The organism is Roseomonas chloroacetimidivorans, from assembly GCF_049629625.1.
Classification (GTDB): Bacteria; Pseudomonadota; Alphaproteobacteria; order Acetobacterales; family Acetobacteraceae; genus Roseomonas; species Roseomonas chloroacetimidivorans.
Genome location: NZ_JBNBZS010000011.1, coordinates 204,838 through 230,177, shown reverse-complemented (window position 1 = coordinate 230,177; position 25,340 = coordinate 204,838). Strand labels below are relative to the sequence as shown.

The window sequence follows — 25,340 nt, the reverse complement described above, 5'->3', positions numbered from 1 at the left end:
CAAGTCCCGAGCTTCGGAGACAAATGGCTCTCCGGAGTGAAAAAGCAGCGCTCGTTCCACCTTTGCAGTATCAAGGTGCACGCTGATAATGTCGCGGGAACACACGGAGAAGCGCGATCCCAACCTAACCAGAGACAAATTGTCCTGAGAGAGATTGGAGCGGGCGAAGGGATTCGAACCCTCGACCCCAACCTTGGCAAGGTTGTGCTCTACCCCTGAGCTACGCCCGCGCTCCGTCTGGCGTGACGGCCGTATGTCACGCCCCGCGGGGGCTTGCAAGCCCCCCAGGATGAAACGATCAGACCGCCATGCCGGAAAGCCCAGAATCCCTCCTTGCCCGCCTGGAAGCGCAGGGCATTCAGACTGTCACGCGTCACCACCCACCCCTGCACACCGTAGCCGAGAGCAAGACGCTCCGCGGCGACCTTCCCGGCCTTCACGTCAAGAATCTCTTCCTTCGCGCCAAGCCTCCGCAACCCTTCCTGCTGGTGGTGGCGGAAGAGGACACCCCTCTCTCCATCAACGCCCTGGCCCGCCGCCTCGGCGCGGGCCGGCTCTCGATGGCGAACGAGCAGGAACTCTGGGACCATCTCGGCGTCCACCCAGGCTCCGTCACCCCGCTCGCCCTGGTCAACTCGCCACCGGGCAGTGTCCGGCTGGTCATGGACCATCGCCTTCTGGAAGGTTCCGGCCCGGTGAACGTCCATCCCCTGACCAACACCGCCACCACGGCCCTGCACCCGGCCGATCTCCGCCGCTTTCTGGAAGCCCTGGGCCATCACCCCGAGCCGATTGACCTGACCGAACCGCTTGCCTGAGCGCCTGTACGGCGCATCTATGGGGGCAACGAGACCCGAACCCGCCAGATTCCCGGAAAAGCAGCGATGAGCACCCTTCTCGACCAGACCCCGTCCCCCGCCGACGACATCATCAAGGACGGCGACCAGAAGACCTTCATGCAGGACGTCGTGGCGGCCAGCCGCGAGGTGCCGGTGCTGGTGGATTTCTGGGCCACCTGGTGCGGCCCCTGTAAGCAGCTCACCCCCACGCTGGAAAAGGTGACGCGTGCCGCCGGCGGCCGGGTGCGGCTGGTCAAGATCGACATCGACCAGAACCGTGCCCTGGTGCAGCAGCTTGCCCAGCTTGGCCTGCCGCTCCAGTCCGTGCCCACCGTCGCTGCCTTCTGGCAGGGCCAGATCGCCGATCTCTTCCAGGGCGCCCTGCCCGAGAGCGAGGTGAAGAAGTTCGTCGAGAACCTGCTGAAGCTGGCCGGCGGCCAAATGCCCTCCGCCGACCTTCTGGCCGAGGCGAAGCAGGCCGCCGAGGAGGGCGATCATCAGGGTGCCCTGCAGCTCTACGGCGCCCTGATCCAGCAGGAGCCCGAGAATGCCGCTGCCTTCGCCGGCGCCGCCCGTTCCCTGATGGAACTCGGCGAGGAGGAGCAGGCCGAGCAGGTGCTGGAGAATGTTCCGCCTAAGATCCAGGGCCATGCCGACATTGCCGCCATCCGCAGCGCGCTGGAACTCGCCAAAGCCGGGCGTGAGGCGCGCGGCAAGCTGGCGGAGTACGAGGCCCGTCTCGCCGCCGATCCGAACGACCACCAGGCCCGCATCGACCTGGCCGTTGCGCTGAACGCCGCCGGGGATCGCGCCGCCGCAGCCGACGCCCTGCTGGAAGCCTTCCGCCGCGACCGGGAATGGAATGACCAAGCCGCTCGCAAGCAGCTTCTGAAGTTCTTCGAGGCCTGGGGCTTCGAGGATCCGGCGACCAAGGCCGGGCGGCGCAAGCTCTCCTCGATGCTGTTCAGCTAGGGCGCGGGACCGGCCCCGGTCGCCCCAGGAAAGCGCGCCCCGGCGGCGCGTTTCCACCTCCCCACAGGCAGACGGGAACCGACCGACCATGCCCTTCCACCCCACCGGCCTCGACACCCTGCCGGCGGAGATCGCGGTCTTTCCCCTGGAGGGCGCGCTTCTCCTGCCCGGCGGCCGCCTGCCCCTGAACATCTTTGAACCCCGCTACCTCGCCATGGTCGAGGCCAGCCTGGGGAACACCCGGAGCTTCGGCATGATCCAGCCGGATCCCATGGCTCCGGGCGGGCCGACCGGGCCGGGCCTCTACCGCACCGGCTGCCTCGGCCGCCTCTCCTCCTTCGCCGAGACGGAGGATGGCCGGTTCCTGATTACCCTGACCGGCACCATCCGCTTCCGCATCGCGGAGGAGCTGGCGCTCCGCAACGGTTACCGCCGGGTCCGACCGGACTACACGCCTTTCGCGGCCGATCTCGCCCGTCCGCCTGCCCCGGCCAGCTTCGACCGTGGCACCCTGCTGGAAGCCCTCCGCGTCTATTTCCGGGCCAAGGGCATCGAGGCGAACTGGGAGGCGATCGAGCGGCTGGATGACCACGCCCTCGTCACCACTCTTGGCATGGTCTGTCCTTTTGACCCGGCGGAGAAGCAGGCCCTGCTCGAGGTGCCGGACACCACCGCCCGTGCCACGATGCTTGTGGCGATGCTGCGGATGGACAGCCTGCCCGGACCGGGCCAAGACATCCGCCCGAGCTGAGGACCATCAGGATGAGCCAGACACCGACCCAGACCGGCGAAGCCCCCGCCGTCGATCCCCGCCTGCTGGAAATTCTCGTCTGCCCCGTCACCAAGGGCCCGCTGCGCTATGACCGCGCCGCCGGCGAACTGGTGAGCGAGGGCGCCGGCCTGGCCTACCCGATCCGTGACGGCATCCCGATCATGCTGCCCGACGAGGCCCGCCGCCTGAAGGACTGACATGGCTGACCGGGTTCCCACGCCCACGGAAATCCGCCTGAACCGCGCGGAACGCCGCCTGGATGTGAGTTTCGATGACGGCAGCAGCTTCCGCCTGCCGGCCGAATATCTGCGCGTCGAAAGCCCCTCCGCCGAGGTGCAGGGCCATGGCCCCGGCCAGAAGACCCTGGTTTCCGGCAAGAGGGAGGTCGGCATCATGTCGGTCGAGCCGGTTGGCCACTACGCCATCCGCATCCTGTTCGACGACCTGCACGACACGGGCATCTACAGCTGGGAAACTCTGTACCGCCTGGGCCGGGAATACGACACGCGCTGGCCGGAATACGAGGCCGCGCTGGCCGCCCAGGGCCTTTCCCGCGACCTGCGAGGCAAGGCCGGGAAGGGGAGGGGTTGATCCCCCTCCAGCTCCAATCCGCCCTCGGCCTGATCGCGCTGCTGCTCCTGGCCTGGGCCGTGGGCGGCTTCCGGCGTCCCATTCCCTGGCGCGCGGTGATCGCCGGCCTTGCCCTCCAGATCGCTCTGGGTGCCGCCCTGCTGCACATCCCGCCGCTGCGCGCCGGCTTCGCCCTGGTGGGGAAGGCGGTAGATGCTCTGGCCCGCGCAACCCAGGCCGGCACTAGCCTCGTCTTCGGTTATCTCGGCGGCGCCCCGCTGCCCTTTGCGGAAACCCGCCCGGGCGGCAGCTTCGTCCTGTTTTTCCAGGCCCTGCCCATTGTCCTGTTGGTCGGCGCCCTTTCCGCCTTGCTCTATCACTGGCGCGTGCTGCCGGCGCTGGTCCGCCTGATGTCCCGCGCCCTGCGCGCCGCCTTCGGCGTTTCGGGCGCCTGCGGCGTGTCGGTGGCGGCCAATGTCTTCACGGGGATGGTGGAGGCCACGCTCTTCATCCGCCCCTGGCTCGCCAGCCTCTCGCGCTCCGAACTGCTGGTGGTGATGACCGCAGGTCTGGCGACGATCAGCGGCAATATGCTGGTCGTTTATGCCGCCATGCTGGCGAATGCCGTGCCCGATGCGGCGGGCCAGCTTCTGGCCGCCAGCCTTGTCAGTGCCCCCGCCGCCATCCTCGCCGCCCGCCTGATGATCCCCGGCGAGACCGCCCCCGAATCCGCCGATATCGACGCTCCGCGCCTCTATGACAGCAGCATGGACGCGCTGACCCGCGGCACCTCGGATGGCCTTTCCCTGCTGCTGAACATCATGGCCGGGCTGATTGTCTTCGTGTCGCTCGTCGCGCTGGCGAACATGATTCTCACGCCGCTGACGGGCACGACACTGGAGGCCATCGCGGGCGTCGTCCTTTGGCCGCTGGCCTACGCCATGGGCATCGCGCCCGAGGACGCCACCGCCGCCGCGCGGCTGCTCGGCGTCCGCGGCGTGGTAAACGAATTCGTCGCCTATCTCGACATGGCCGGGCCGGGCGGCACGGAACTCGCCGCGCGCACGAAGCTCATTCTCTCCTGGGCGCTCTGCGGCTTCGCCAATTTTGCCAGTGTCGGGATCATGGTGTCCGGCATGGGCGCCCTCTGCCCGGAGCGGCGGGCCGAGATCGTGCGCCTCGGCTTGCCCTCGCTGCTGGCCGCCACCATCGCCTGCTGCATGACGGGTGCGACAGTCGGCCTGCTCTCGCCGTAAAGGCGGGTACTAAACGCCCCAGATCGCCAGATCCTCCGGCCCAATAATGGGTTTCACCCGCCGCATGCCCTCCGCGCCGTCCTACGCGTGGGGGTCGATGAAGCAACCTTCGCATCCCCGGGCATGGCGCCAGGGCGTTGCACTCAGGAAGCCTGGGGCCGGGGATACGAAGCGGTTTCCGGCACCGGCACGTCGAGAAACTCGAAGCCGACATCCTCATCGCGTTGCCAGCGCCGGCGCGCCATTCGGACCGCCCCGTCAGGCAAGCGCAGAAAAACGGCTTCCGGCGCCTCCCCTGGCGCGACGAGATGAACGCGGGCCCCGCTTTGGGAAACGTCCAGCACTACGCAATCCTGACGCGCCCCGCCAAGCAGGAACTGCCCCATCCTGATCATGCGGCGTCGGGGAGTCTGGCGACGGTCCATCTCTGCTTCCTGTCGATGCGGGACCGTTACGCAGAAAAAGAGATTCTGTCCAGGTATTGAGCGCTGCTGATCAGCCTCGTCCACCGGCAATCGACATGACGCAGCCCGTCATCAGGCTGGTCGCCGTGCCCGCAGCGCCGCCGCCAGCGTTCCGTCATCCAGCACGTCCAGTGCGCCGCCCATCGGCACACCCTGTGCCAGCCGCGTGACGGGAACCTCCAGCGGCTTCAGCCGGTCCGCCAGGTAATGCCCGGTGGTCGCCCCCTCCACCGTCGCGGGCAGGGCAAGGATGATCTCCTCCACGCCGCCTGCCGCGATACGCTCCACCAGCGGCTGGATCGCCAGATCCTCAGGTCCGACACCGCCCAGGGCCGATAAGGTGCCGCCCAGCACATGATACAGCCCGCGATGCGCCCCCGCGCGCTCCAGCGCCCAGAGATCGGCCACCCCCTCCACCACGCAGACCAGCCCACGCTCCCGCCGCGGGTCGCGGCAGACATTGCAGGGGTCCTGGGTGTCGAGATTGCCGCAGGCCCGGCAGGGCTTCACGGCCTCTGCAGCCGCATCCAGCGCACGCGCCAGGGGCAGCATGAGCCGCTGTGGCTCTTGCAGCATCTTCAGCGCGGCGCGGCGCGCGGAACGCCGCCCCAGCCCCGGCAGGCGGGACAACAAGGCGACAAGCTGCTCCACCGGATCATTGGGCGGAACCGGCGGAGAACGCTCAAAAGAAGGATCGAACGGCATCCGTTTCATATGGTGATGCCGCCCCCGAACCGCATCAGAACGGCAGCTTGAGGCCGCCCAGCCCGCCGCCCATGCCCGGGATGTTCAGGCCCGCGGTCGCCTTGGACATCTCCTCGGCCATCATCGCCTCCACCTTCTGCTTGGCGTCGGCATGGGCCGCGATGATCAGGTCCTCCAGCACCTCGCGCTCCTCCGCCACCATCAGAGAGGGGTCGATCGCGATGCCCTTCAGGTCACCCTTGCCGGAAAGCGTCACACGGACCATGCCGGCGCCGGACTGGCCCTCCATCGTGGCGGCCTCCAGCTTCGCCTGCATCTCCTGCATCTTCGACTGCATCTGCTGAGCCTGCTTCAGCATGTTGCCCAGGTTCTTCATGCGGCGTTCCTTCGCGCTCGGGTCTCGGGATGCGGGCGATGGCGCAAGCGCTACGGCCTGTCCATCCCCGCGGGCTCCGCATCCAGTGGCGCGAAGCCGGGATCGTCGTCGTCGCTCAAGGCGAAGCCCATCTCATCCTCGCCCACCGGCTCGCCATCGGAGGCGACATCCGGCGGCGGCAGGCCATAGGCGTCCAGCGAGGCGTCGCGCACCTCCCGGATCTGCGCGCCGGGGAAGGCCTGCATCACCGCCAGCACCAGCGGATGGCTGCGCGCCACCTCCAGCCGGGCCTCGTCGGCCGCCCGGCGCTGCTCCGCCAGGGTCGGCTCGCCCTCGGCATTGGAAAGGGAAACGGTCCAGCGCGAGCCCGTCACCTCCTGCAACAGGGCAGTGAGCTGTCCCGCCAGATCGCGCGGCGCGTCGGGGCGGGTCCGCAGCTCGATCCGCCCCTCGGAGAAGCGCACGAGATGAACGCTGTGCACGAGATGGGCGTGCAGGAATGGCTTTCGGCCCGAGGCGAGCGCCACCACCTCCCGGAAGGTGGTGGGCATCGGGGCCGGGGCGGCCTCCGTCTCCGGCTGCACGGCCGGGGCTTCCTCGGGAAGCGGAACCGCCCGTACCGGCGCTCCGCCCGCGATGGCACGCAGCCCACCGGACGGCGCCCCCCCGCCCACCGAGGTGCCGGACACCGCATGGGCCATCGCCCCGCCGCCTGACGGCCCGGAGGATGGCGCAGCCGCGCCCGACCCACCTTGCGGCGGCGCCGCGCCCGAAAGCCGCCGCACGATGTCCCCTGGCGTCGGCATGTCCGCCAGATGCGCCAGCCGGATCAGCACCATTTCCGCCGCTGCGCGCCGGTCCGGGCTTTCCGCCACCTCGTTGATGCCCTTCAGCAGCACCTGCCAGGCGCGGCTGAGCACGGGGATGGTCAGCGTCTCCGCCAGCGCCCCGCCGCGCACACGCTCGGTCTCGGGGATGGAAGGATCGCTCCGCAACGCCGGCACGGCGCGGAAGCGCGTCAGCGTATGGGTCAGCTCGGCCATGTCAGCCAGCACCACGCCGGGATCGGCGCCGCGCTCATGCGCGCGGTCCATGGCCTGCAGCACCGCGGGCAGGTCGCCCTTCATGGCGGCTTCCATCAGGTCCATCACCAGGGCGCGGTCGGCCAGCCCCAGCATGTCCCGCACCTGGTCGGCCGAGACACGCCCGCCATCCTCCGGCATGGCGATCGCCTGATCCAGCAGCGACAGCCCGTCACGCACCGATCCATCGGCCGCGCGCGCGATCATCGCCAGCGCCTCCGGCTCGATCGTCGCGCCTTCCTTCTCCGCAATGCGGGCGAAATGCGCGCGCAGCACCTCCTGCGGCACGCGCTTCAGGTCGAAGCGCTGGCAGCGGGAAAGGATGGTGGCGGGAACCTTGCGGATCTCGGTGGTGGCGAAGAGGAACTTCACCTGCGGCGGCGGTTCCTCCAGCGTCTTGAGCAGCGCGTTGAACGCCGCCCCCGAGAGCATGTGGACCTCGTCCAGGATATAGACCTTGAAGCGCCCCTGGCTCGGCCGGAAGCGAACGGCCTCCCGGATCTCGCGCACATTGTCGACGCTGTTGTTCGAGGCCGCGTCCAGCTCCACCACATCCGGATGACGGTCGGCCAGGATGGCCCGGCATTCCGGGCAGATGCCGCAGGGATCGGCCGTGGGGCCGCCATTTCCGTCCGGCCCGATGCAGTTCAGCGCGCGGGCGATGATGCGGGCCGTGGTCGTCTTTCCCACGCCGCGCACGCCGGTCAGCATGAAGGCATGGGCCACGCGGTTCTGCGCGAAGGCATTCCGCAGGGTGCGGACCAGCGCCTCCTGCCCGATCAGGTCATTGAAATTCTGCGGCCGGTACTTCCGCGCCAGCACCCGGTAGGGCTGGGAGGGCTCGGCAGGCGCCGCGGGCACCAGAGGCTCCGGGGCCGGCGCCTCGGCCACCGGCGCGGATGCGGCCGGGGGAGGGGACGGATCGCCGAACAGCCCCGGTCCCTCCATCGGAGGGGGCTCGGGCAGTTCGTCGGTCGGCTCTGTGGAAAGGTCGGTGTCGCTGGTCATCCGGGCCGCGGTCTGGGTGCGGCCTGGGCCGCCAGGCATCGGGAAGGTGTCCGAAGAGCTGCCGCCCCTCAGCGATCAGCCTTCGAGGTGGAAGACCGGCCACGACCCAAGCGTTACCCGCCTCGGCTGCTTCCTTCCGGACCTGACCGGGTCGACGAGGCGCCCGTCCGCGACCGGCCTTCCGGGGCGGAATATGGGGGGAGGGGCCTTCAGAGTCCACCGCCCATCCCCCGATTGGGCGCAGGGCACCCCCCACGGCATCAGCCGGTTGTCCCGCCGCCGCCCTCGTGCGACCTTCCGCAACCCTCATGCTGTCCATCCCCGCCAGTCGCCCCAACGCCTACACAGGCAGCCCCCTCGACCGTGTCTCGGACCGGCGGGACGATGCCGAATTCGTGGCCGCTGCCCTGGCGAGCAAGGAAAGCCTGATCGCGCCCGTCTGGCGCTCGAAGAGCCTCATGCGCGGCGTCGAATCCGGCGCCCCCGAGGCCGTGCTGCTGACCCGTGAGGCTGCCGAATCGGTCCTGATGGCCGGTGGTCCCTGGGCCCTGCTCGGCCTGCGGGACGGTACTCCCGTTTTCGCCGTGGATTGCAGCGCCGCCGAGGACCCGCTCCCCCTCCTGCCCGAGGGCTTTGGAACCTTCCACGACCTCCGCGCCGTGGCCGGCCTCCTGCCCCCTGGCGAGGCCTCGATGCTCGCCCATGCCCGCGGGTTGATGCACTGGCGCGTCCGGCACCGCTTCTGCGGCGTCTGCGGCCATGTCTGCGAACCACGCAGTGCTGGCAACGCCATGGCCTGCACCAACTGCAACGCCCAGCATTTTCCCCGCACCGATCCCGCCGTGATCATGCTGGTGGTGGCGCGGGACGCGGATGGCGACAAATGCCTGCTCGGCCATTCCACCCGCTTTCCGAACAGCACGATGTACTCGACCCTCGCCGGCTTCGTGGAACCCGGGGAGAGCCTGGAGGAGGCGGTGCGCCGGGAGGTGAAGGAGGAAACCGGCATCCTGGTCGGCGCCGCCCATTACCACTCCTCCCAGCCCTGGCCCTTTCCTGCCTCCATCATGCTCGGCTTCCATGCCGAGGCGCTGAGCCGCGAGATCACCATCGATCCGGCCGAGCTGCGCGACGCCCGCTGGTTCACCCGCGACGAGATCCGCAACCCCGAGCGCGCCGGCTTCTCCCTGCCGCGGGTCGACTCCATCGCCCGCCGCCTGATCGAGGACTGGCTGGAATGGACCGAATGACCCGCGCCATCCCCGCCCTTATCGCTCTGCTGGGGCTGGCCGCCTGCGCTGCCAAGGATCCGCTGCCGCCCGCGACCAACGCCGCCGAAGCTGCCTGCCGCAAGGAGGCCCAGGACGCCCCGCAGGTGGATCAGGCTTTTGAGCGTATTCAGATCCAGGATCCCACCCAGCGTGAGCGCGTGTTGGCCCAGGCCCGCATGGCCGAGCGCACTGCCTATCTTCGCTGCATGCGCGCCAAGGGACTTGCTGCGCCTGGCGGGGTGGAGCCGGTCCGCCCGCCGATGTAGCGCGGCGCCGCCCGACAGGGCGCCGCCACGACTGAAGCGCGATCAAAGGCTGGCCCTGATGGCATGACAAGTGCAGGCTTCCCCCCGTCCATCGGGGGACCATGCCTTGGCCGCATCTCCGCTTCGCCTCGCCCTCACGGGGGACAGCATCCTGCAGCGCCGCCTGCTTTCGCGCCGCGATCCTGTCCTAAGCCCTCTTTTCGACCTGATCCGGGGCGCGGATATCGCCTTCACCAATCTCGAAACCCTGGCCAATGATTATCGCGGCGACGCGGCGCTTGAGAGCGGCGGATCCCATTTCGGCGCCCCTGCCTGGGTACTGGACGAGTTGGTGGAGGCCGGGTTTGGCCTCTTTGCCACCGCCACCAATCACTGCCTGGATTACGGCATTTCCGGCCTGCTCCACACGATGGAAGCGCTGGAGGCACGCGGCCTGAACTATGCCGGCATCGGCCGCAACCTGGAGGATGCCCGCCGCCCCGCCTATCACACCCATCCCAACGGCACGGTCGCGATGCTTTCCTGCAGCGCCACCTTCGCGAAGGGGCAGGAGGCGAGCGCCCAGCGCCCGGACATGCCTGGCCGCCCCGGGCTCGCCCCGCTGCGCTTCGACACGGTGCATGAGGTGACGCCCGCCCATCTCGCCGCCCTGCGCGAGATGGCGGAGGGGCTGGGCCTGGAAGCCCAGCGCCAGATGATCGTCAAACTGGGCTTCGGCTTTCCGCCGGAGGAAGGAATTTTCCCCTTCGGCCCCCTGAACTTCCGCGCGGCCGACAAGGTCGCCCTCCGCATGATCCCCAAAGCGGCGGACATGGACGGCATGGCCCGCTGGGTGAGGGAGGCCCGGCTTTCCTCCGATATCGTCCTCGTCAGCGTCCATGCCCATGAGCAGGGCGCGACCAAGGAGGACCCGGCCGAGTTCCTGCCCGTCTTCGCCCGCCGCATGATCGATGAGGGAGCCGATCTCGTCGCCGGCCATGGCCCGCATCTGCTGCGCGGCATGGAGATCTACCAGGGACGACCGATTTTCTATTCCCTCGGTAACTTCATCGGCCAAAACGAACTGGTGCCGCGCCTGCCCGCCGATTCCTATGAGCGCTTCCGGGCCGACCCTTCGCTGACGCCCGGCATGGTCTATCGCCAGCGCACGAAGAACGATGAGGGCGGCTTCCCCTCCGACCGGCGCTACTGGGAAACGGTGGTGCCCTTCTGCAGCTTCGAGAATGGCCGCCTGACCGGCATGGAGATCATCCCCGTCAGCCTCGGCCTGGGCGAAGCCCGCCATCGTCGTGGCCGTCCGCGCCTGGCCGGAGGCGAGGAGGGGCGGCGCATCCTGGAGCGGTTCGCCGCACTCTCGGCCCCCTTCGGCACCGCCCTGTCCATCCAGGGCGACCATGCGACCCTTGACCTGACCAGCAAGCCCGCTCCGGCGGCCTCGAAGGAACTGGCATGACCGCGTCCAAAATCACCCGCCGCAGCCTGTTCGGCGCCGGCACCGCCCTGGCGGCGGCCCCGCTGGCCGCCCCCCGCGTCGCCAGTGCCCAGGCTGCGCGCGTGCTGAAATTCGTGCCGCAGGCCGATCTCGCGGTGCTGGATCCCATCTTCACCACCGCCTCGGTCACCACGAACCATTCCGCGATGGTCTTCGACTACCTTTACGGCCTGGATGCGAAGTTCCGCCCGCATCCGCAGATGGTCGAGGGGCACAGCATCGAGAATGACGGCCTGCTCTGGACCATGAGGCTTCGCGAGGGACTGAAATTCCATGATGGGGAGCCTGTGCGAGGCCGTGACGCGGTGGCCAGCATCAAGCGCTGGGGCTCCCGCGACATGTACGGGCAGGAGGTGATCGCCCGCGCCGACGAGATCACCGCCCCCGACGACCGCACCATCCGCTTCCGCCTGAAGAAGCCTTTCCCCAACCTGCATGCCGCCCTGGGCAAGAACGCCGCCTCGGTTTGCCCGATCATGCCCGAGCGCATCGCCGCCACTGAGGCCACGAAGCAGATCACGGAGATGGTCGGCAGCGGCCCCTATCGCTTCCTGGCCGATGAGCGCATGGCCGGCGCCCGCGCCGCCTATGCACGCTTCGAGGGTTATGTTCCCCGGCCCGACGGTACGGCCAGCCGCACCGCAGGCCCGAAGATCGCGCATTTCGACCGCGTGGAATGGACCATCATCCCCGACCAGGCCACCGCCGCCGCGGCACTGATGGCAGGGGAGGTGGACTGGCTGGAGGTCACGAATAACGACCTCGCCCCGATGCTGAAGCGCAATCGTGGAATCAGTATCCGCCTCGCCGAGGATCTGTTCGGCACCATCATGCGCTTCAACTGGCTGCAGCCGCCCTTCGACAAGCCGGCCATCCGCCGCGCCTTGCTCGGCGCGGTCAGCCAGGAAGACTTCATGACCGCCGCCTATGGCACGGACCCGGCGGCCTGGGAGATCGGCGTCGGCTATTTCACCTCGGACTCGCCCATGGCCAGCAAGGTCGGGCTGGAGGTCCTGACCAGTAAGCGAGACCTGGCCAAGGTGAAGCGCGACCTGATCGCCGCCGGCTATGCCGGGGAGAGGGTGGTGGTGCTCCAGGCCGATGACTATCCCTCCCTTAAGGGCCTCGCTGAGGTCACGGCGGACCTGCTGAAGCAGGTCGGCATGAATGTGGAAGTGCAGAGCGGCGACTGGGGCACGATCAGCACCCGCCGCGCCAATCGCGGCCCGCTGGACAAGGGCGGCTGGAGCATCTTCGTCACCGGCCTGGGCAACACGATCGATCCCGGCGGCCATCTCGGCCTGCGCGCCAACGGCGCCCGGGCCTGGTTCGGCTGGCCAGACAGCCCGCGGTTGGAGGAGCTGCGCCAGGACTGGATCACCGCGCCCGACATGGCTGCCCAGGCCGCGATATGCGTGGAGATGCAGCGCCAAGCCTTCCAGGACGTGCCCTACATCCCCCTGGGCGAGTACCGGACGCTGACGGCGCACAAGGCCGACCTCTCCGGCTTCGCGCCTGGGGCGCCCCTGTTCTACGGCGTGCGGCGGGGCTGAAGGAAAAAGGGTCGGCAGGGCTGGAAGCACCGCCTTCGGCGCCCGCGATCCGTCTGCACAGCGGAGGTGGCGCGAAACGGCATCGAAATCTTGACGCCTGAAAGTCCCTGCGGGCGAATGCTGTACCGGGAGTCGAAACAGACCCCGGCGGGAGGAAACATAAATGATCTCACGTCGGCTTTTGTTCGGCCTGTTTGGGGCCGGGGCGCTCGCCTTCGGCGGTATCCCGGCTTCATCGGCGCTGGCCCGCACGCCAGAGGCCCGCACGACGAAGATTGATGAGGCCCTTCGCGGGCTCGTCGAAGGCCGCAGCACCCCTGGCATTGCGGTGCTGATCCTCCAGGATGGCCGCCCGGCATACAGCCGCAGCATGGGCGCGCGAGAGGCGGGCGGCACCGCGCCGATCGCCGAAACGGACATGTTCCGCTACGCGTCCATGACGAAGGCTGTCACCTCCGTCGCCGCCATGATCCTTGTCGAGGAAGGGCGGATCGGACTTGATGAGCCGGTCAGCCGCTATCTCGCCGAATTCTCGAACCTCCGCGTGCGCGGGGCAGATGGTGCAGAGACACCGGCCAGCCGGCCGCCCACGATCCGCGAGCTGATGACCCACACGGCCGGGTTCTCCTACACCTTCATCAACCGCCCAGTTGTTGTGGATGCCTATCGTGAGGCCCGCGTTACCGACGGGCTGGATCAGCCGGAGGTCACGACCGCCGAGGCGATGCGGCGCCTGGCCTCGGCGCCGCTCGGCTATCAGCCCGGAACGAGTTGGGAGTACTCGCTCGCCACCGATGTGCTCGGTGCGGTGATCGAGCGGGTGACGGGTGGCACGCTCGGTGCCTTCGTGACGGAGCGGATTGCAAAGCCGCTGCGGATCGAGAGCTGGGTCTTCAATGCGCCGGAGACGATGCGGTCCCGCTTCGTGCCCGTGACGCGCCCGGCGCAGCCCACGGGCACGCTCGGCACGGGCTATGTCGCGGTGACCACGGCCGAGGCTGTCCCCTATCCGTCGACCCGGGGCACCGCCACCCTCGACCCCAATCGTGCCTTCTCACCGACCGCCTATCATTCGGGCGGCGCGGGAATGAGCGGCACGCTCGGGGATTACGCGCGTTTCGCGCAGATGCTCCTGAATGAGGGTGAACTCGACGGAGCACGGGTGCTTCGCGCCGAGACGGTCCGGCAGATGGTGTCGAACGCCACAGGCACCAGGCCCACGCTACGCGGGCCAGGCTGGGGCTTCAGCCTCGGCTTCGGCGTGGTGACGGACCCGGCCGCGGCCAAGACCAGCCTGCCCGCCGGCAGCTATGGCTGGGGCGGCATCTATGGCACGCAGTTCTGGGTGGACCCGACGAGCCGCGTGGTCGGGGTTGTCATGACGCAGACGGCCATCATCGGCTCTGGCCCGATCGCCAACGCGGTGCGGGAGGCATTTTACGCCGCCGAGTGAGCTTGCTGCCGGATCACCGTGGTTTCCATCCCGCTCTGAAGGGCGGGATGGAGGTCGGATCGGTGCTGACAGCCCTCGTTCCCGGCATTCGCCAATTGTGCCGGTGCGGCTGAGGGCATCGTGTCCAACGCCGCCCGGCTGGATGGGCGGATCGGCTTGCCTTCGACGGATACTCCGCCCGCGCCTCGCGAGCGCAGGGCAGAGGCTGTAACATTGGAGAACCTTCGACGAGATCGGCTCTTCGATCAGGCCATCAGGGCAGTTTCGTCGTTTCCCCGGCCTTCATTACCCCGGCCGGGGAAAGCTTCTGGCGCGACGCCTTCTCCGCAATGCCGCTGAGGCCCTCGCGCCGCACCAGCTCCGCCCAGATCTCCTCCGGCCGGATGCCAGCATCCACCCAGACGATGATCAGGTGATAGAGCAGGTCGGCGCTTTCCCCGATCAGGGCGGTGCGGTTACCCGTCATCGCCTCGATGACCGCCTCCACGGCCTCCTCACCGAGCTTCTGCGCGACCTTCGCCGTGCCGCGCGCCAATAGCCGTGCGGAGTGCGAAGTTTCGGTATTCCCCGAGATCCGGCGCTCCTCGACCGTGGCCCAGAGCCGGTCCAGCACCGCCGGCACCGGCTCGCCTTGCCCGGGATCAAGTGGTGCGAGATGGCGGGATTCGGCGCGGCGCACGCGCTTCGGCGGCTTCAGGTCCGCGGGAACCGGCGCATCTGCCAGCTTCTTCGGCACGGGCAGCGGATTCAGGATGCGGAGATCCTCCTTCCACTTCGCGGGCTTCAGCTTCGGCAGCTTCACCTTCTCCTTGGCTGCCTTCGCCCTCTCGGCTTTCGCCTTCTCGGCCTTTGCCTTCGAGGCTTTTGCCCGGCTCTCGGCCTGCTTCGCCTTGGTGGCCGCATCCGGCATGGCCGGAGCCGGGTTGCGCCTGCTCTTGGCGGCCTTCTTCGGGGGCATTGTCGCCTCCTCCGCCATCGCCGTCTTCTTCCTGCGGGGCTTTGCAGCCTTCCCCATCACGCCGCCTCCCGCAATTCCGCCGCCGGTCGCACCGGCAGGCCGGCATTCGCCAGGGCCGCCTTCGCTTCAGCGATGCGGAACTGACCGTAGTGGAAGACACTGGCCGCCAGCAGGCCGGTCGCGCCCGCCATTGCGCCTTCCACAAAATGTTCAAGCTTGCCCACGCCGCCTGACGCGACGATGGGCAGTCGCACCGCCCCCCGCACCGCGCGCAGCAGCTCCAGGTCGAAGCCCTCGCCGGTGCCGTCCCGGTCCATGGAAGTCAGCAGGATCTCTCCGGCACCCAGGGATTCCACCCGCCGCGCCCATTCCACCGCGTCCACGCCTGTTGCACGCCGTCCGCCATGGGTGAAGATTTCCCAGCGGCCCGGCGTCACGCGGCGGGCATCCACCGCCACCACGATGGCCTGGCTGCCGAAGGCCTCCGCCCCCCGCCGCACCAGGTCCGGATCGGCCAGCGCCGCCGAATTCACGGACACCTTGTCGGCCCCGGCCAGCAGCAGCGCCCGCATGTCCTCCACGCTGCGCACCCCGCCACCCACGGTCAGCGGGATGAACACCTCGGCCGCCGTACGCGACACCACGTCGAGCATGGTGCCGCGATTCTCATGCGTGGCGCCGATATCGAGGAAGGTGATCTCGTCCGCCCCCTCCCGGTCATAGGCGCGTGCCTGCTCCACCGGATCGCCGGCATCACGCAGCGAGACGAAGTTGACGCCCTTCACGACGCGTCCGTCCTTCACGTCGAGGCAAGGAATGACCCGGAGCGCCAACATGTGGAACCTTCCAAATATGACAGAGGCCGATTGCGCCTGAAGTCAGGGCTGGTCAAGCGCCTCAATGAAGTCGCGCCCGCCACTCCTCGATCATGTCGCGCCCGCGTGCCGCCGCCTCGCCAGTGGGCACGAGCTCCAGGAAGCGCTCCATGTCCTCGATCGCCGCCCCCAACCGCCCGAGGCGCGCATTCATCACCGCCGCCTCCCGCCACAACGGGGCGGCGTCGGGGGCCAGGCGCAGCATGTCGGCGGTGCAGGTCAGCGCGCCCTCCAGATCGTTGTCCTGCAGCCGCCGCAGGCGGATATTGGTCTGCAGCCGCAGCAGCACGGCGCGGCGGCTCATCGGCGCCAGCATGCCTGGGCGCAGTTCCGCCTCCGGCCCCTCAACCTGCTTGATCAGCATACGCAAGGCCGGCGCGGGCAGGGCGGCGCCGCCATTGAAGGGGTCCACCACCAGCGAGGCACCCTTCGCTGCCCCATCCAGCGCGATCAGGAAATGCCCGGGAAAGTCGAGCCCGCGCGCCCGCCAGCCGGCTGCCTCCGCCACATGCAGCCAGAGCAGCCCGATTGCGACGGGCAGGCCCCTCCGCCGCTCCGTCACCCGGATCAGGTTCGCATTGCGCAGGTCGTCATAGGTCTCGGCATCGCCGAAATAGCCGCCCTCCTCATGGATGACCTGGGCCAGCAGGGCGCGCCGCCCCTCCGCGCTGGACGGGGGATCCACCGAAAGCACGGCGCGTACCAGCTCGGAAATGCGCTCCGCCGCCGCGCGCCAATCGGCCTCAGGCGCATCAATGCGGGCGAATTGCAGCGCGACCGCGGCCAGGTCCAACTCGTCATCCGGCAGGCGGCTGGCGGCCTCGATCGCTGCCCGCGCCTCGGCGGCGCCGTTCCCCATCAGCCCTCAGTACCCTGGATCATGCGGCCCAGCGGCCTTCCGCCGAAAAGATGGACATGCAGGTGCGGCACCTCCTGCCCACTATTCGGCCCCATATTGGCCAGGGCGCGATAGCCGCTGCTCTCCAGCCCCAGGTCGCGCGCGACCTTGCCCACCGCGCGCCAGAAGCCACCGATCTCCGCATCCGTCGCCTTGGCTGTGAAATCCGCCAGCGACACATAGGGGCCGCGCGGAATCACCAGCACATGCACCGGCGCCTGCGGCGCGATGTCGTGGAAGGCAACGGCGTATTCATCCTCGTAGACGCGCCGGCTCGGGATCTCGCCGCGCAGGATCTTCGCGAAGATGTTGTTCTCGTCATAAGGCGGCAGGCCGGAAACGGGGGGCATTGTGGCTCCTCGCGCGATGTTCCTCCCTTCCTGCTGCGCTGCCGGGCGGGGCGCAAGGCCCCCGGAGCGGTGTCCCGTCTCAGCGTCGCGTGATCCGCCCATCCAGTGCGGGCGCCACCCGCCCGCGGGCGGTGATGTGGTCGGCCACCACCTCGTCCAGCGAAGGGCCGTCGTCATAGGCCTCCAGCGCCATGTCGCGCAGCACGGCATAGCCGTCGCCGCCAGCCCGCATGAAGTTGTTCGTCACCACGCGATAGGCGCGCTCCGGGTCCAGCGGTCCATCCGCCGTCCGTACCTCTCCTAGCCGGTGCCCGGGAGGCGCCGCGATGTCGAAGGTGAATCGCAGCCCTGCCACCTGGGGAAAGCGCCCGGCTGGCTCGGGCAGGCGCGACAGCCCGTTCTCCAGCGCCGCGCGGATCGCGCCGCCCCGGATCGTCAGGGTCGCCAGCGTGTTGTTGAAGGGCAGCACGGCCAGCACGTCGCCATAGGTCAGCCTGCCCGCGGGCAGGGGGGCACGTAGCCCGCCGCCATTCACGATGGCGATCTCCGCATTCGGCACCCGCGCCAGCGCGGCCTCTGCCACCAGGCTGCCCAGGGCGCATTCGCCCGTGCGGCAGGGGACATCGGGGAAGGGCCCCTCCGCCATCCCCACCGGGCGGCCGCGCAACTCGCCGATCGGCGCGGCATATTCGGCCACCACCGCCGCCACCGCCGGGTCCTCCGCCACATCCGGCCCGATCGGACGCACCGTGCCGCCATGCGCCGCCACCCGCCCGTCGGGCGAGAGATCCAGGTCCAGCCGGCCGAGATAGCGGCCGTGGCACGCCACCGTGACGATCCGCACATCCCAGCCCTTCCCGGCGATCAGGAGGGGCGACGGACCCACCGCGCCCGGCAGCCCATTGGCCAGCAGCAGATGCGAATGCCCGCCGACAATGGCGTCGATCCCCTCCACTTCGGCGGCAAGGCGCCGATCCGCTGGCAGGCCGAGATGCGACAGCGCGACCACCGTGCCCACGCCCTGCCGCCGCAATTCGAAGGCGCCACGCTCAGCCGCCTCCATCGGGTCGGTGAAGCGCAAGTTCGGGCCTGGCGAGGAGGAGGTGGCGGTATCCGGCGTGGTCAGTCCCACGACCCCGATTCGCGCACCCGCGGATTCCAGGATGGCGGTGCCCGTCACCCGGTTCCGCAGCAGTGGTTCCGCCCGCGTGTCGAGATTGGCGGAGAGCAGCGGGAAGGGCACCGCCGCCGCGTAGCGCGCCAGGTTCTCCGGCCCGTTGTCGAATTCGTGGTTGCCCAGCGCCATGGCCATGGTGCCGACCGCGCGCTGCACCGCCGCCTCCGCCAGGCCGCGGTGATAAGTGTAGTACAGGCTGCCCATGAACTGGTCGCCGGCATCCAGCAGGAAGGGCGCGCGACCCTCGGCCAGCGCCGCTGCTCGCGCCTCCCGGATCGCGCCTGCCAGCCGCGCCGAGCCGCCCAGGCATGGGCGGTCCGCCCGGCATACCGAACCACCCTCGGCCACGCCCTCGTGCTTCGAATGGAAGTCGTTCAGGTGGATCAGCGCGATTCTTGCGCCATCTGCCGCCAGGGCAGGCCGTAGCGCGGGGGTGGCCAGGGGCAGCGCGGCCGCCGCGCGCAGCAGGTTCCGGCGAGAAAGGCGAGGAGAGGCGGAGGCGTGCCGCATGGATGCCCTTTTCTCCGGGCAAGACGACATCCGCGCCCCGGGAGGGGGCCGAGGCCGTGCCGCGGTGATGGATGGTTTAGCGCCGCCGCACCATCGGCCGGAATGGCCCTTGCGTGACAAAGGATGCGGGTCCAAACGGCCCGCGCCCTTCTTTCCGGAGGGGCGCCGAATCGTGCGCCGTGCCCGGCGGCCCCGGGTACGGCCCGCCCGCGCGCGGCCCGCGCGGATTTTGCGCGCCCCCCTTCCGGGGGAGGAGCGGCGAACGCATGCCGGTTTACCTGCCGATCGCCGAGATGTCGGTGGATTCCCTCCTATTGCTGGCCATTGGCCTCGGCGTGGGTTGGCTCTCCGGCCTGTTCGGCGTGGGCGGCGGCTTCCTGCTCACGCCGCTCCTCATCCTGATTGGCATCCCCGCCCCGGTGGCCGTGGCCTCGGGCGCGAATCAGACCCTCGGCGCCTCCGTCTCCGGCCTTATCGCCCAGTGGCGGCGCGGCAATGTCGATGTGCGGATGGGGGCGGTGCTGCTGGTCGCCGGCCTGCTCGGCTCCTTCGCGGGCACGCAGCTCTTCGTCCTGCTGCGGCGGCTCGGCCAGGTCGATCTCGCCGTCTCGCTCTTCTACGTCGTCGTGCTCGGCACGGTCGGCGCGCTGATGGTGCGGGAGAGCGTCCGCGCAATCATGCGGCGGCGCAATGCCCTGCCGGCGCGCACGCATCAGCATTCCTGGCTGCATGGCCTGCCCTTCAAGATGCGCTTCCGCAAGTCGCGTCTCTACATCTCCGTCATTCCGCCCATGCTCGTTGGCTTCGGGATCGGCGTCCTCTCGGCCATCATGGGCGTGGGTGGCGGCTTCATGCTTGTGCCGGCGATGATCTATGTGCTGGGCATGCCGACCACGACGACGATCGGCACCAGCCTGTTCCAGGTCACCTTCGTCAGCGCCAACGTCACCCTGCTCCAGGCCTTGCAGACCGGCTCGGTCGACATCGTCCTGACCTTGCTGCTGCTGGCGGGCGGTGTTGCCGGCGCACAGTTCGGCGCGGCCATGGGCACGAAGCTGCGTGGGGAGGAGACCCGGGCGCTGCTCGGTCTTCTCGTGCTTTCCGTCGCGGCGCGGCTGCTCTGGGACCTGTTGCAGACGCCCGGCAGCCTTTACTTCCTAGGCCCGGCGACGTGAGGCGACTGCGCGTTGCGATATTGGCGGCCCTTCTGCTGGGCTCGCTTCCTGCTCCCCTGGCCTGGGCGCAGCGGGATGCTGCGCCCGGTGCGGCGCAGGCCAGTCCCACGCCGGTCGGGCCAGCCCTGGCCGCCGAACTGGCCCAGACCCGCATTGCCGTGGACACGGCCTTCACGGGTGCCGACCTCCTCGTCTTTGGCGCCACCGACCGGCTGCTCGGCCCAGCCGGGGACAACGTCATCGTGGTCGGCCTCGGCCCTCCGCGGGACGTGGTGGTGCGCCGGCGCGTCAAGCGCCTGGGCATCTGGGTGAACGGCCCCGCTGCCCATTTCCGGGAGGTGCCGAACTACTACGCCGTCACCGCCACGGCCCCGGTGGCCGGGCTGCTGGATGAGCCGGCACGGCGGGAACGGCGCCTGGGCCTGGACATGCTCGCCGCCCGCCTGCCGGGCCCGCGCGACCCGGCCTTCCGCACCGCCCTGGTCGACCTCAAGCGTAGCTCCGACCAGTGGAACGAGGAGGAGAGCCCACTCGAGGTCTCGGGCGGCCGCCTCTTCCACGCCCGCCTCCCGCTACCCTCCACCATCGCCACGGGGGACTATGTGGTGCAGGTTCTGCTGGTGCGCGCCAACCGCATCATCGCGCGGCAGGAACTCTCTTTCAGGGTGGACCGGGTGGGCACCACCGCGCGCATCGCGAACGTGTCCCGCAACCAGCCCTTCCTCTACGGCCTGACCTGCATCACGCTCGCGGCGCTGGCGGGTTGGATGGGCTCTGTCATATTCCGGCGCTGAACGGGCGCCCCCGCGCCCCAGGAGAGGCCCGATGCCGCAGGACCGCGTCTTCCTCGTGGTGGTCGATGACAGCCCGGAGCGGGCTGTCGCGCTGCGCTATGCCTGCCTGCGTGTGCGCAAATCCGGCGGCCGTGTCGCCCTGCTGCGCATTACCGAGCCGCCTGAGCTGACAGAATGGGCCGGCGTCGGCGCGCTGATGCAGGAGGAACGGCGGCAGGAGGCCGAGCAGCTCCTGTCCGCCCTGGCCGCCCAGGTGCAGGAGATCACCGGTGGCCTGCCCCTTCTTTTGATCCGGGAGGGCGATCCGGTGGAGCAGATCCTGGCTGTTCTGGCCGAGGATCCACGTATCTCCATCCTGGTGCTGGCGACGGCAACAGAGGGCGGCGGGCCTGGCCCTCTGATCAGCGCCCTGGCGGGCCGCCAGGCGGGCCAGCTGCGCTGCCCGATGACGGTGGTGCCCGGCGGAATGACTGATGCGGAGCTGGACCGGGTGACCTGAGGAAGGGGGCCTGTCGCCCCCGCAGCCCACACCCGCGCCGCGCAAGGTTGCGCCCGCCCCCTGCCTGCCCCACATCCGGCATGAGTTGGCGGCGGGTGCCGCCCCCAGAGGGGAATTCCCGGATGTTTATCGAGACCGAGGCGACGCCCAACCCCGCGACCCTCAAATTCCTTCCCGGCCAGGACGTGCTGGGCAGCGGCGGTACGGCCGACTTCACCTCGGCCGAGGTTGCCCTCCGCTCGCCCCTGGCCACCCGGCTGTTCGAGCTGGACGGCGTGGCCCGCGTCTTCCTCGGCGCCGACTTCGTCACGATCACCAAGACCAACGAGGCCGACTGGCAGGAGCTCCGCCCCCAGGTGCTGGGCGCCATCATGGAGCATTTCATGGCCGGCCGCCCGGTGATGGCCGGGGAAGAGACTGAGGATGCGGAGGAGGATGTGGACCCCGCCGATGCCGAGGTGGTGGCCCAGATCAAGGAACTGCTGGACACCCGCGTGCGCCCGGCCGTGGCCGGGGATGGCGGCGACATCGTCTTCCGCGGCTTCCGGGATGGCATTGTGAAGCTTCACATGCAGGGCGCCTGCTCCGGCTGCCCCTCCTCCCGCGCCACGCTGAAGCACGGGGTGGAGAACATGCTCCGCCACTACGTGCCCGAAGTTGTCGCGGTGGAGCAGGTCGAGGCCTGAGGTCCTTATTCACCGCCTCCATGGCGGTGATGAGGCGCCGTGCGATGGACGCGCGGCGCCGGGGGGGCGATCATCGGCCTGAGGAGATCATCCCATCATGCCTGATACGAACGTTTCCCCCGCTTCTCGCCTGGACGACGCGTCGCTGGACCGGCTCTTCCGCCAGGCCCGCACGGCGAATGCCTGGCAGGACCGTCCGGTTACCGAGGAGACGATCCGCGAGCTCTACAGCCTCGTCGCCCTCGGCCCGACCAGCGCGAACCAGAGCCCCGGCCGCTTCGTCTTCGTCCGCAGCGCCGAGGGTAAGGAGAAGCTGCTGACCACCGTCTCCTCCGGCAATCAGGAGAAGACGCGGACCGCGCCGGTCACGGCCATCGTCGCCTATGACCCGCAGTTCTTCGAGCACCTGCCGCGCCTCTTTCCCCATGCCGACGCCAAGGCCTGGTTCACCGGCAATGCGGCCTTCGCCGAGCGCAGTGCCTTCCTGAACAGCACGCTTCAGGCTGCCTATCTCATTTACGCCGCCCGCGCCCTGGGCCTCGATGCCGGGCCGATGGCCGGCTTCGATGCAAAGAAGGTGGATGAGCTGTTCCTGGCTGAGAGCGGGTGGAAGTCCACGATGCTGATCAATCTCGGCTATGGCGACCACTCCAAGACCTTCGGCCGCCTGCCGCGCCTTTCCTTCGAAGAAGCCGCCATCCTGGCGTGAGGCTTGGGCCCGGGAGGCATCGCCTCCCGGATTCCTTCCGGGGCAGGGCCAGGCGGGAGGCCGCAACCGCGTGCCCCACCTTCCGTTCCGACTCCCTGACGTCACAGGGGGTTTGCCGTGGTCCGCCCGCTTCTGATTCCCGCTCTTCTGGCAATTGGGGCTCTGCCGGCATTCGCGCGTGTTCCGGCACCCGAAGAACTGGGCCGGATCGAGGCGGCGCTGCGCAGCGCCGGTTACACCGTCTGGGGCAATATCGACATTCCGGCTGAGGGCGATCGGATTATCGTGGAAGCCGCGCGCCGCACGCCCGAGGGCCCCGCGCGCGCCGTGGTCGTGGAGCCCTCGACCATGCGCGTTACGGAAGATATCCCGGCGCGCTAGCGCGCCGGAATTTATTCTGGCAGGGCGGCCGTCAGGCCGCCGCGCGCCCCGCCAGCGGGTCCAGGCGGTAACCGCCCCCTTCGGTCAGCAGCAGCGAAGCCGAGGCCGGATCCGGCTCGATCTTCTGCCGGAGGCGGTAGATATGCGTCTCCAGCGTGTGCGTCGTGACGGCGGCGTTATAGCCCCAGACCTCGTTCAGCAGCACCTGCCGTCCCACCGGCCGGCCACCGGCCCGGTACAGGAACTTCAGGATCGAGCATTCCTTCTCCGTCAGACGAATCCGGCGGTTGCGCCCGGTGTCCTGCAGCATCTTGGCTGAGGGGCGGAACGTATAGGGGCCGATCACGAAGACCGCGTCCTCGGAATTATCGAAGACGCGGAGCTGCGCGCGCAACCGCGCGATCAGCTCCATGATCCGGAACGGCTTGGCGATGTAGTCATTGGCGCCCGAATCGAGGCCCCGCACCACATCCTGCTCGGCATCCGCGCCGGTCAGCATGATGATGGGCACCTTGATGCCGTTGCGCCGGAGTTCGGCGCACAGGTCACGCCCATCGCCGTCCGGCAGCCCGATATCGAGCAGCACGGCGTCGAAACGCGCGCCATCGGCCAGAAGGATCTGGCCAGCCTCCGCCATGCTGGCGGCTTCGCGCGGCGCGAACTCCCCGTCCACCGCAAGCTGCTCGGACAGGGTGGCGCGCAGCGCCGAATCGTCGTCCACGATCAGGATCGGACGCGGGTCCGACATGCACCCTCCCGTTGAAGGCCTCGCCGGGTCTGGCCATTGAATGGCCTGATCCCGGAGCTGTGAAGTGCGGATATGGGGCCAACCGCCTCGATCCGGCAAGGCTTAGCTCTCTTTTTCGTGGGGCTATTGTCGGCTGACACGTGGGATCCAGTCATGCGCCCCCTTTTTGTCGCAATGGTGATCCCATATTGGACGGGTATTCAGCCGGGTGCCTTATCAGCCGATAACGGTATGTAAGGCCGGTGACCGTCCGGGCCGGAATGGCCCAGGGGGACGGGCGCGTGAGCAGGAAACGGAATGGCCGAAGCTTCGATGGGCGCCTGTTCGGTGGTCACCTCCGTCCGGGCTGGAACTGGTCCGGCCGCTGATCCCCGCCCGGCCGGGATGCGCGCGGTCCACCGGGCCGTCTCCGACCTGCGGCGGGGCACGCCTGTCGTGTTGGTCGGCGGCGGCGAAGCGCTCGTCCTGGCTGCAGCCGAAACCGTAGGGGCCCGCGGATTGGCGGAACTGGGCCAGGTCGCGTTGGGCGCGCCGGTGCTGCTCCTCTCCGCCCCGCGCGCCGCCGCGGTGCTGTCCCGCCCGGTGCCGACCTCGGCGACGGATGAGGTGCCGGTGGCGCTTCGTCTCGGACCCGCCCTGCTCGATCCCGATTCGCTCCGCCGTCTGGCCGATCCGGTTGCCGAGCAGATCCTGCCGGAAACGCCGCAGATCATGCCCGCGCCCGGCTTCGCCCAGGCGCTGCCGCCGGCCGCCATCGCCCTGGCCAAGATCGGGCGTCTCCTGCCGGCCCTCGTTGCTGCCCCGGCTTCGCAGCCCGTCGCCGCGCGAATCGGCCTGCTTTCCGTCGAGTTGGCGGAGGTGCTCGCCTATCCCACCGCCGCCGCCACCAGCCTCGTGCGCGTGTCCGAGGCGCAGGTACCGCTGGAGGATGCGCAGGAGGCCCGGATCGCCGCCTTCCGCGCCGCCGATGGCGGGATCGAGCATCTGGCCATCCTGGTCGGGAAGCCCGAGTCGTCCGGCACGAAGGCGCCACTCTGCCGTATCCATTCGGAATGCTTCACCGGCGACCTGCTGGGATCCCTGCGCTGCGACTGCGGCCCGCAGCTTCGCGGTGCCATTGCCCGCATGGCGGCGGAGGAAAGCGGTGGGGTGCTGCTCTACCTTGCGCAGGAGGGGCGGGGGATCGGCCTTGTGAACAAGCTGCGCGCCTATACGCTGCAGGATCAGGGGCTGGATACGCTCGATGCCAACCGTGCGCTCGGCTACGGGGCTGATGAGCGGGACTTCCGCCTGGCTGCGACAATGCTGGAAGAACTAGGCATCTCCCGCGTGCGGCTGCTGACGAACAACCCGGACAAGTTGGCCGGCCTCGCGGCCTGCGGCGTGCAGGTGGAGGGCCGCGTCTCCCTTCTCTTCGCCGCCAATGGCGTGAACGACGCCTATCTCGCGACGAAGAAGGCGCGCTTCGGCCATCTGCTGGGGTAGGAAGCCGCGCCGGGCC

Annotated in this window: 28 protein-coding genes, 1 tRNA gene and 1 other RNA gene; 18 read left to right on the top strand and 12 right to left on the bottom strand. The window is 69.2% G+C overall.

The window, feature by feature from the left end; genetic code table 11:
- Positions 1 to 155 precede the first annotated feature (155 nt).
- Positions 156 to 230, bottom strand: a tRNA-Gly gene (locus tag ACO1BU_RS10920).
- 78 nt (positions 231 to 308) lie between these two features.
- On the opposite strand from ACO1BU_RS10920, the gene ACO1BU_RS10915 reads away from it, so the two are divergent.
- From ACO1BU_RS10915 to ACO1BU_RS10890, 6 genes are all read left to right on the top strand, one after another.
- On the top strand, positions 309 to 818 hold the full coding sequence (locus ACO1BU_RS10915) for a prolyl-tRNA synthetase associated domain-containing protein (protein ID WP_424135967.1): 510 nt from the start codon (positions 309 to 311) through the stop codon (positions 816 to 818).
- Between the two features lie 66 nt (positions 819 to 884).
- The gene (locus ACO1BU_RS10910; protein ID WP_424135966.1) at positions 885 to 1,811 is read left to right on the top strand and encodes a tetratricopeptide repeat protein; all 927 of its coding nucleotides are present in this window, start codon (positions 885 to 887) and stop codon (positions 1,809 to 1,811) included.
- A gap of 88 nt (positions 1,812 to 1,899) precedes the next feature.
- Complete coding sequence (locus ACO1BU_RS10905) at positions 1,900 to 2,562, top strand: LON peptidase substrate-binding domain-containing protein (RefSeq protein ID WP_424135965.1); 663 nt, start codon at positions 1,900 to 1,902, stop codon at positions 2,560 to 2,562.
- 11 nt (positions 2,563 to 2,573) lie between these two features.
- Complete coding sequence (locus tag ACO1BU_RS10900) at positions 2,574 to 2,780, top strand: Trm112 family protein (protein ID WP_424135964.1); 207 nt, start codon at positions 2,574 to 2,576, stop codon at positions 2,778 to 2,780.
- Position 2,781: 1 nt separating this feature from the next.
- On the top strand, positions 2,782 to 3,174 hold the full coding sequence (locus ACO1BU_RS10895; protein WP_424135963.1) for a gamma-butyrobetaine hydroxylase family protein: 393 nt from the start codon (positions 2,782 to 2,784) through the stop codon (positions 3,172 to 3,174).
- On the top strand, positions 3,171 to 4,409 hold the full coding sequence (locus tag ACO1BU_RS10890; protein ID WP_424135962.1) for a NupC/NupG family nucleoside CNT transporter: 1,239 nt from the start codon (positions 3,171 to 3,173) through the stop codon (positions 4,407 to 4,409). Before ACO1BU_RS10895 ends, ACO1BU_RS10890 begins: the two co-directional genes overlap by 4 nt.
- A 143-nt stretch (positions 4,410 to 4,552) precedes the next feature.
- On the opposite strand, the gene ACO1BU_RS10885 is transcribed toward ACO1BU_RS10890, so the two are convergent.
- From ACO1BU_RS10885 to ffs, 5 genes are all read right to left on the bottom strand, one after another.
- A complete protein-coding gene (locus ACO1BU_RS10885; protein WP_424135961.1) occupies positions 4,553 to 4,834 on the bottom strand; it encodes a PilZ domain-containing protein in 282 nt (93 codons plus the stop codon).
- A gap of 111 nt (positions 4,835 to 4,945) precedes the next feature.
- Positions 4,946 to 5,578, bottom strand: a complete 633-nt coding sequence (recR, locus tag ACO1BU_RS10880) for a recombination mediator RecR (protein WP_424135973.1) — start codon at positions 5,576 to 5,578, stop codon at positions 4,946 to 4,948.
- Between the two features lie 34 nt (positions 5,579 to 5,612).
- Complete coding sequence (locus tag ACO1BU_RS10875; RefSeq protein ID WP_424135960.1) at positions 5,613 to 5,954, bottom strand: YbaB/EbfC family nucleoid-associated protein; 342 nt, start codon at positions 5,952 to 5,954, stop codon at positions 5,613 to 5,615.
- A gap of 50 nt (positions 5,955 to 6,004) precedes the next feature.
- Positions 6,005 to 8,044, bottom strand: coding sequence for a DNA polymerase III subunit gamma/tau (locus ACO1BU_RS10870; protein WP_424135959.1), 2,040 nt, complete (start codon positions 8,042 to 8,044; stop codon positions 6,005 to 6,007).
- Between the two features lie 87 nt (positions 8,045 to 8,131).
- Positions 8,132 to 8,226: signal recognition particle sRNA small type (gene ffs / locus ACO1BU_RS10865), an RNA gene on the bottom strand.
- Between the two features lie 126 nt (positions 8,227 to 8,352).
- Here ffs and nudC point away from each other — a divergent pair.
- The 5 genes from nudC (at position 8,353) to ACO1BU_RS10840 (ending at position 14,079) form a co-directional block, all read left to right on the top strand.
- Positions 8,353 to 9,294 (top strand): NAD(+) diphosphatase, encoded by a 942-nt coding sequence (nudC, locus tag ACO1BU_RS10860; protein WP_424135958.1) that lies wholly within the window; start codon positions 8,353 to 8,355, stop codon positions 9,292 to 9,294.
- Entirely contained in the window at positions 9,291 to 9,581 is a 291-nt protein-coding gene (locus ACO1BU_RS10855) for a hypothetical protein (protein WP_424135957.1), read from the top strand. The genes nudC and ACO1BU_RS10855 overlap by 4 nt, the downstream gene beginning before the upstream one ends.
- Before the next feature lie 106 nt (positions 9,582 to 9,687).
- On the top strand, positions 9,688 to 11,034 hold the full coding sequence (locus ACO1BU_RS10850; protein ID WP_424135956.1) for a CapA family protein: 1,347 nt from the start codon (positions 9,688 to 9,690) through the stop codon (positions 11,032 to 11,034).
- Positions 11,031 to 12,626 carry an ABC transporter substrate-binding protein gene (locus tag ACO1BU_RS10845; protein WP_424135955.1) on the top strand — a complete coding sequence of 532 codons (1,596 nt, stop codon included), beginning with the start codon at positions 11,031 to 11,033 and terminating at the stop codon, positions 12,624 to 12,626. The genes ACO1BU_RS10850 and ACO1BU_RS10845 overlap by 4 nt, the downstream gene beginning before the upstream one ends.
- 163 nt (positions 12,627 to 12,789) lie before the next feature.
- Positions 12,790 to 14,079, top strand: coding sequence for a serine hydrolase domain-containing protein (locus tag ACO1BU_RS10840; RefSeq protein WP_424135954.1), 1,290 nt, complete (start codon positions 12,790 to 12,792; stop codon positions 14,077 to 14,079).
- A gap of 253 nt (positions 14,080 to 14,332) precedes the next feature.
- On the opposite strand, the gene ACO1BU_RS10835 is transcribed toward ACO1BU_RS10840, so the two are convergent.
- The 5 genes from ACO1BU_RS10835 to ACO1BU_RS10815 form a co-directional block, all read right to left on the bottom strand.
- Positions 14,333 to 15,037, bottom strand: a complete 705-nt coding sequence (locus ACO1BU_RS10835; protein ID WP_424135953.1) for a phosphoribosyl-ATP diphosphatase — start codon at positions 15,035 to 15,037, stop codon at positions 14,333 to 14,335.
- 56 nt (positions 15,038 to 15,093) lie between these two features.
- On the bottom strand, positions 15,094 to 15,873 hold the full coding sequence (gene hisF, locus ACO1BU_RS10830) for an imidazole glycerol phosphate synthase subunit HisF (protein WP_424135952.1): 780 nt from the start codon (positions 15,871 to 15,873) through the stop codon (positions 15,094 to 15,096).
- A gap of 61 nt (positions 15,874 to 15,934) precedes the next feature.
- Entirely contained in the window at positions 15,935 to 16,771 is an 837-nt protein-coding gene (locus ACO1BU_RS10825) for a SirB1 family protein (protein WP_424135951.1), read from the bottom strand.
- Positions 16,771 to 17,160 carry a histidine triad nucleotide-binding protein gene (locus ACO1BU_RS10820; RefSeq protein ID WP_424135950.1) on the bottom strand — a complete coding sequence of 130 codons (390 nt, stop codon included), beginning with the start codon at positions 17,158 to 17,160 and terminating at the stop codon, positions 16,771 to 16,773. Before ACO1BU_RS10820 ends, ACO1BU_RS10825 begins: the two co-directional genes overlap by 1 nt.
- Before the next feature lie 79 nt (positions 17,161 to 17,239).
- Positions 17,240 to 18,847, bottom strand: coding sequence for a bifunctional metallophosphatase/5'-nucleotidase (locus ACO1BU_RS10815; RefSeq protein ID WP_424135949.1), 1,608 nt, complete (start codon positions 18,845 to 18,847; stop codon positions 17,240 to 17,242).
- Between the two features lie 266 nt (positions 18,848 to 19,113).
- Here ACO1BU_RS10815 and ACO1BU_RS10810 point away from each other — a divergent pair, with 266 nt between their 5' ends.
- The 6 genes from ACO1BU_RS10810 to ACO1BU_RS10785 all read left to right on the top strand — a co-directional run bounded on the left by ACO1BU_RS10810 (position 19,114) and on the right by ACO1BU_RS10785 (position 23,091).
- Positions 19,114 to 20,022, top strand: a complete 909-nt coding sequence (locus tag ACO1BU_RS10810) for a sulfite exporter TauE/SafE family protein (RefSeq protein ID WP_424135948.1) — start codon at positions 19,114 to 19,116, stop codon at positions 20,020 to 20,022.
- Positions 20,019 to 20,816, top strand: a complete 798-nt coding sequence (locus ACO1BU_RS10805; protein ID WP_424135947.1) for a TIGR02186 family protein — start codon at positions 20,019 to 20,021, stop codon at positions 20,814 to 20,816. The genes ACO1BU_RS10810 and ACO1BU_RS10805 overlap by 4 nt, the downstream gene beginning before the upstream one ends.
- Before the next feature lie 31 nt (positions 20,817 to 20,847).
- Entirely contained in the window at positions 20,848 to 21,315 is a 468-nt protein-coding gene (locus tag ACO1BU_RS10800) for a universal stress protein (protein WP_424135946.1), read from the top strand.
- Positions 21,316 to 21,437: 122 nt separating this feature from the next.
- Positions 21,438 to 22,001 carry a NifU family protein gene (locus ACO1BU_RS10795; protein ID WP_424135945.1) on the top strand — a complete coding sequence of 188 codons (564 nt, stop codon included), beginning with the start codon at positions 21,438 to 21,440 and terminating at the stop codon, positions 21,999 to 22,001.
- Between the two features lie 97 nt (positions 22,002 to 22,098).
- Positions 22,099 to 22,710, top strand: coding sequence for a malonic semialdehyde reductase (locus ACO1BU_RS10790; protein ID WP_424135944.1), 612 nt, complete (start codon positions 22,099 to 22,101; stop codon positions 22,708 to 22,710).
- 117 nt (positions 22,711 to 22,827) lie between these two features.
- Positions 22,828 to 23,091, top strand: a complete 264-nt coding sequence (locus tag ACO1BU_RS10785; protein WP_424135943.1) for a hypothetical protein — start codon at positions 22,828 to 22,830, stop codon at positions 23,089 to 23,091.
- Between the two features lie 31 nt (positions 23,092 to 23,122).
- On the opposite strand, the gene ACO1BU_RS10780 is transcribed toward ACO1BU_RS10785, so the two are convergent.
- Positions 23,123 to 23,839, bottom strand: a complete 717-nt coding sequence (locus ACO1BU_RS10780) for a response regulator transcription factor (RefSeq protein ID WP_424135942.1) — start codon at positions 23,837 to 23,839, stop codon at positions 23,123 to 23,125.
- Between the two features lie 297 nt (positions 23,840 to 24,136).
- On the opposite strand from ACO1BU_RS10780, the gene ribA reads away from it, so the two are divergent.
- Positions 24,137 to 25,324: a GTP cyclohydrolase II gene (ribA, locus tag ACO1BU_RS10775; RefSeq protein WP_424135941.1), complete on the top strand. Its 1,188-nt coding sequence runs from the start codon at positions 24,137 to 24,139 to the stop codon at positions 25,322 to 25,324.
- Positions 25,325 to 25,340 lie beyond the last annotated feature (16 nt).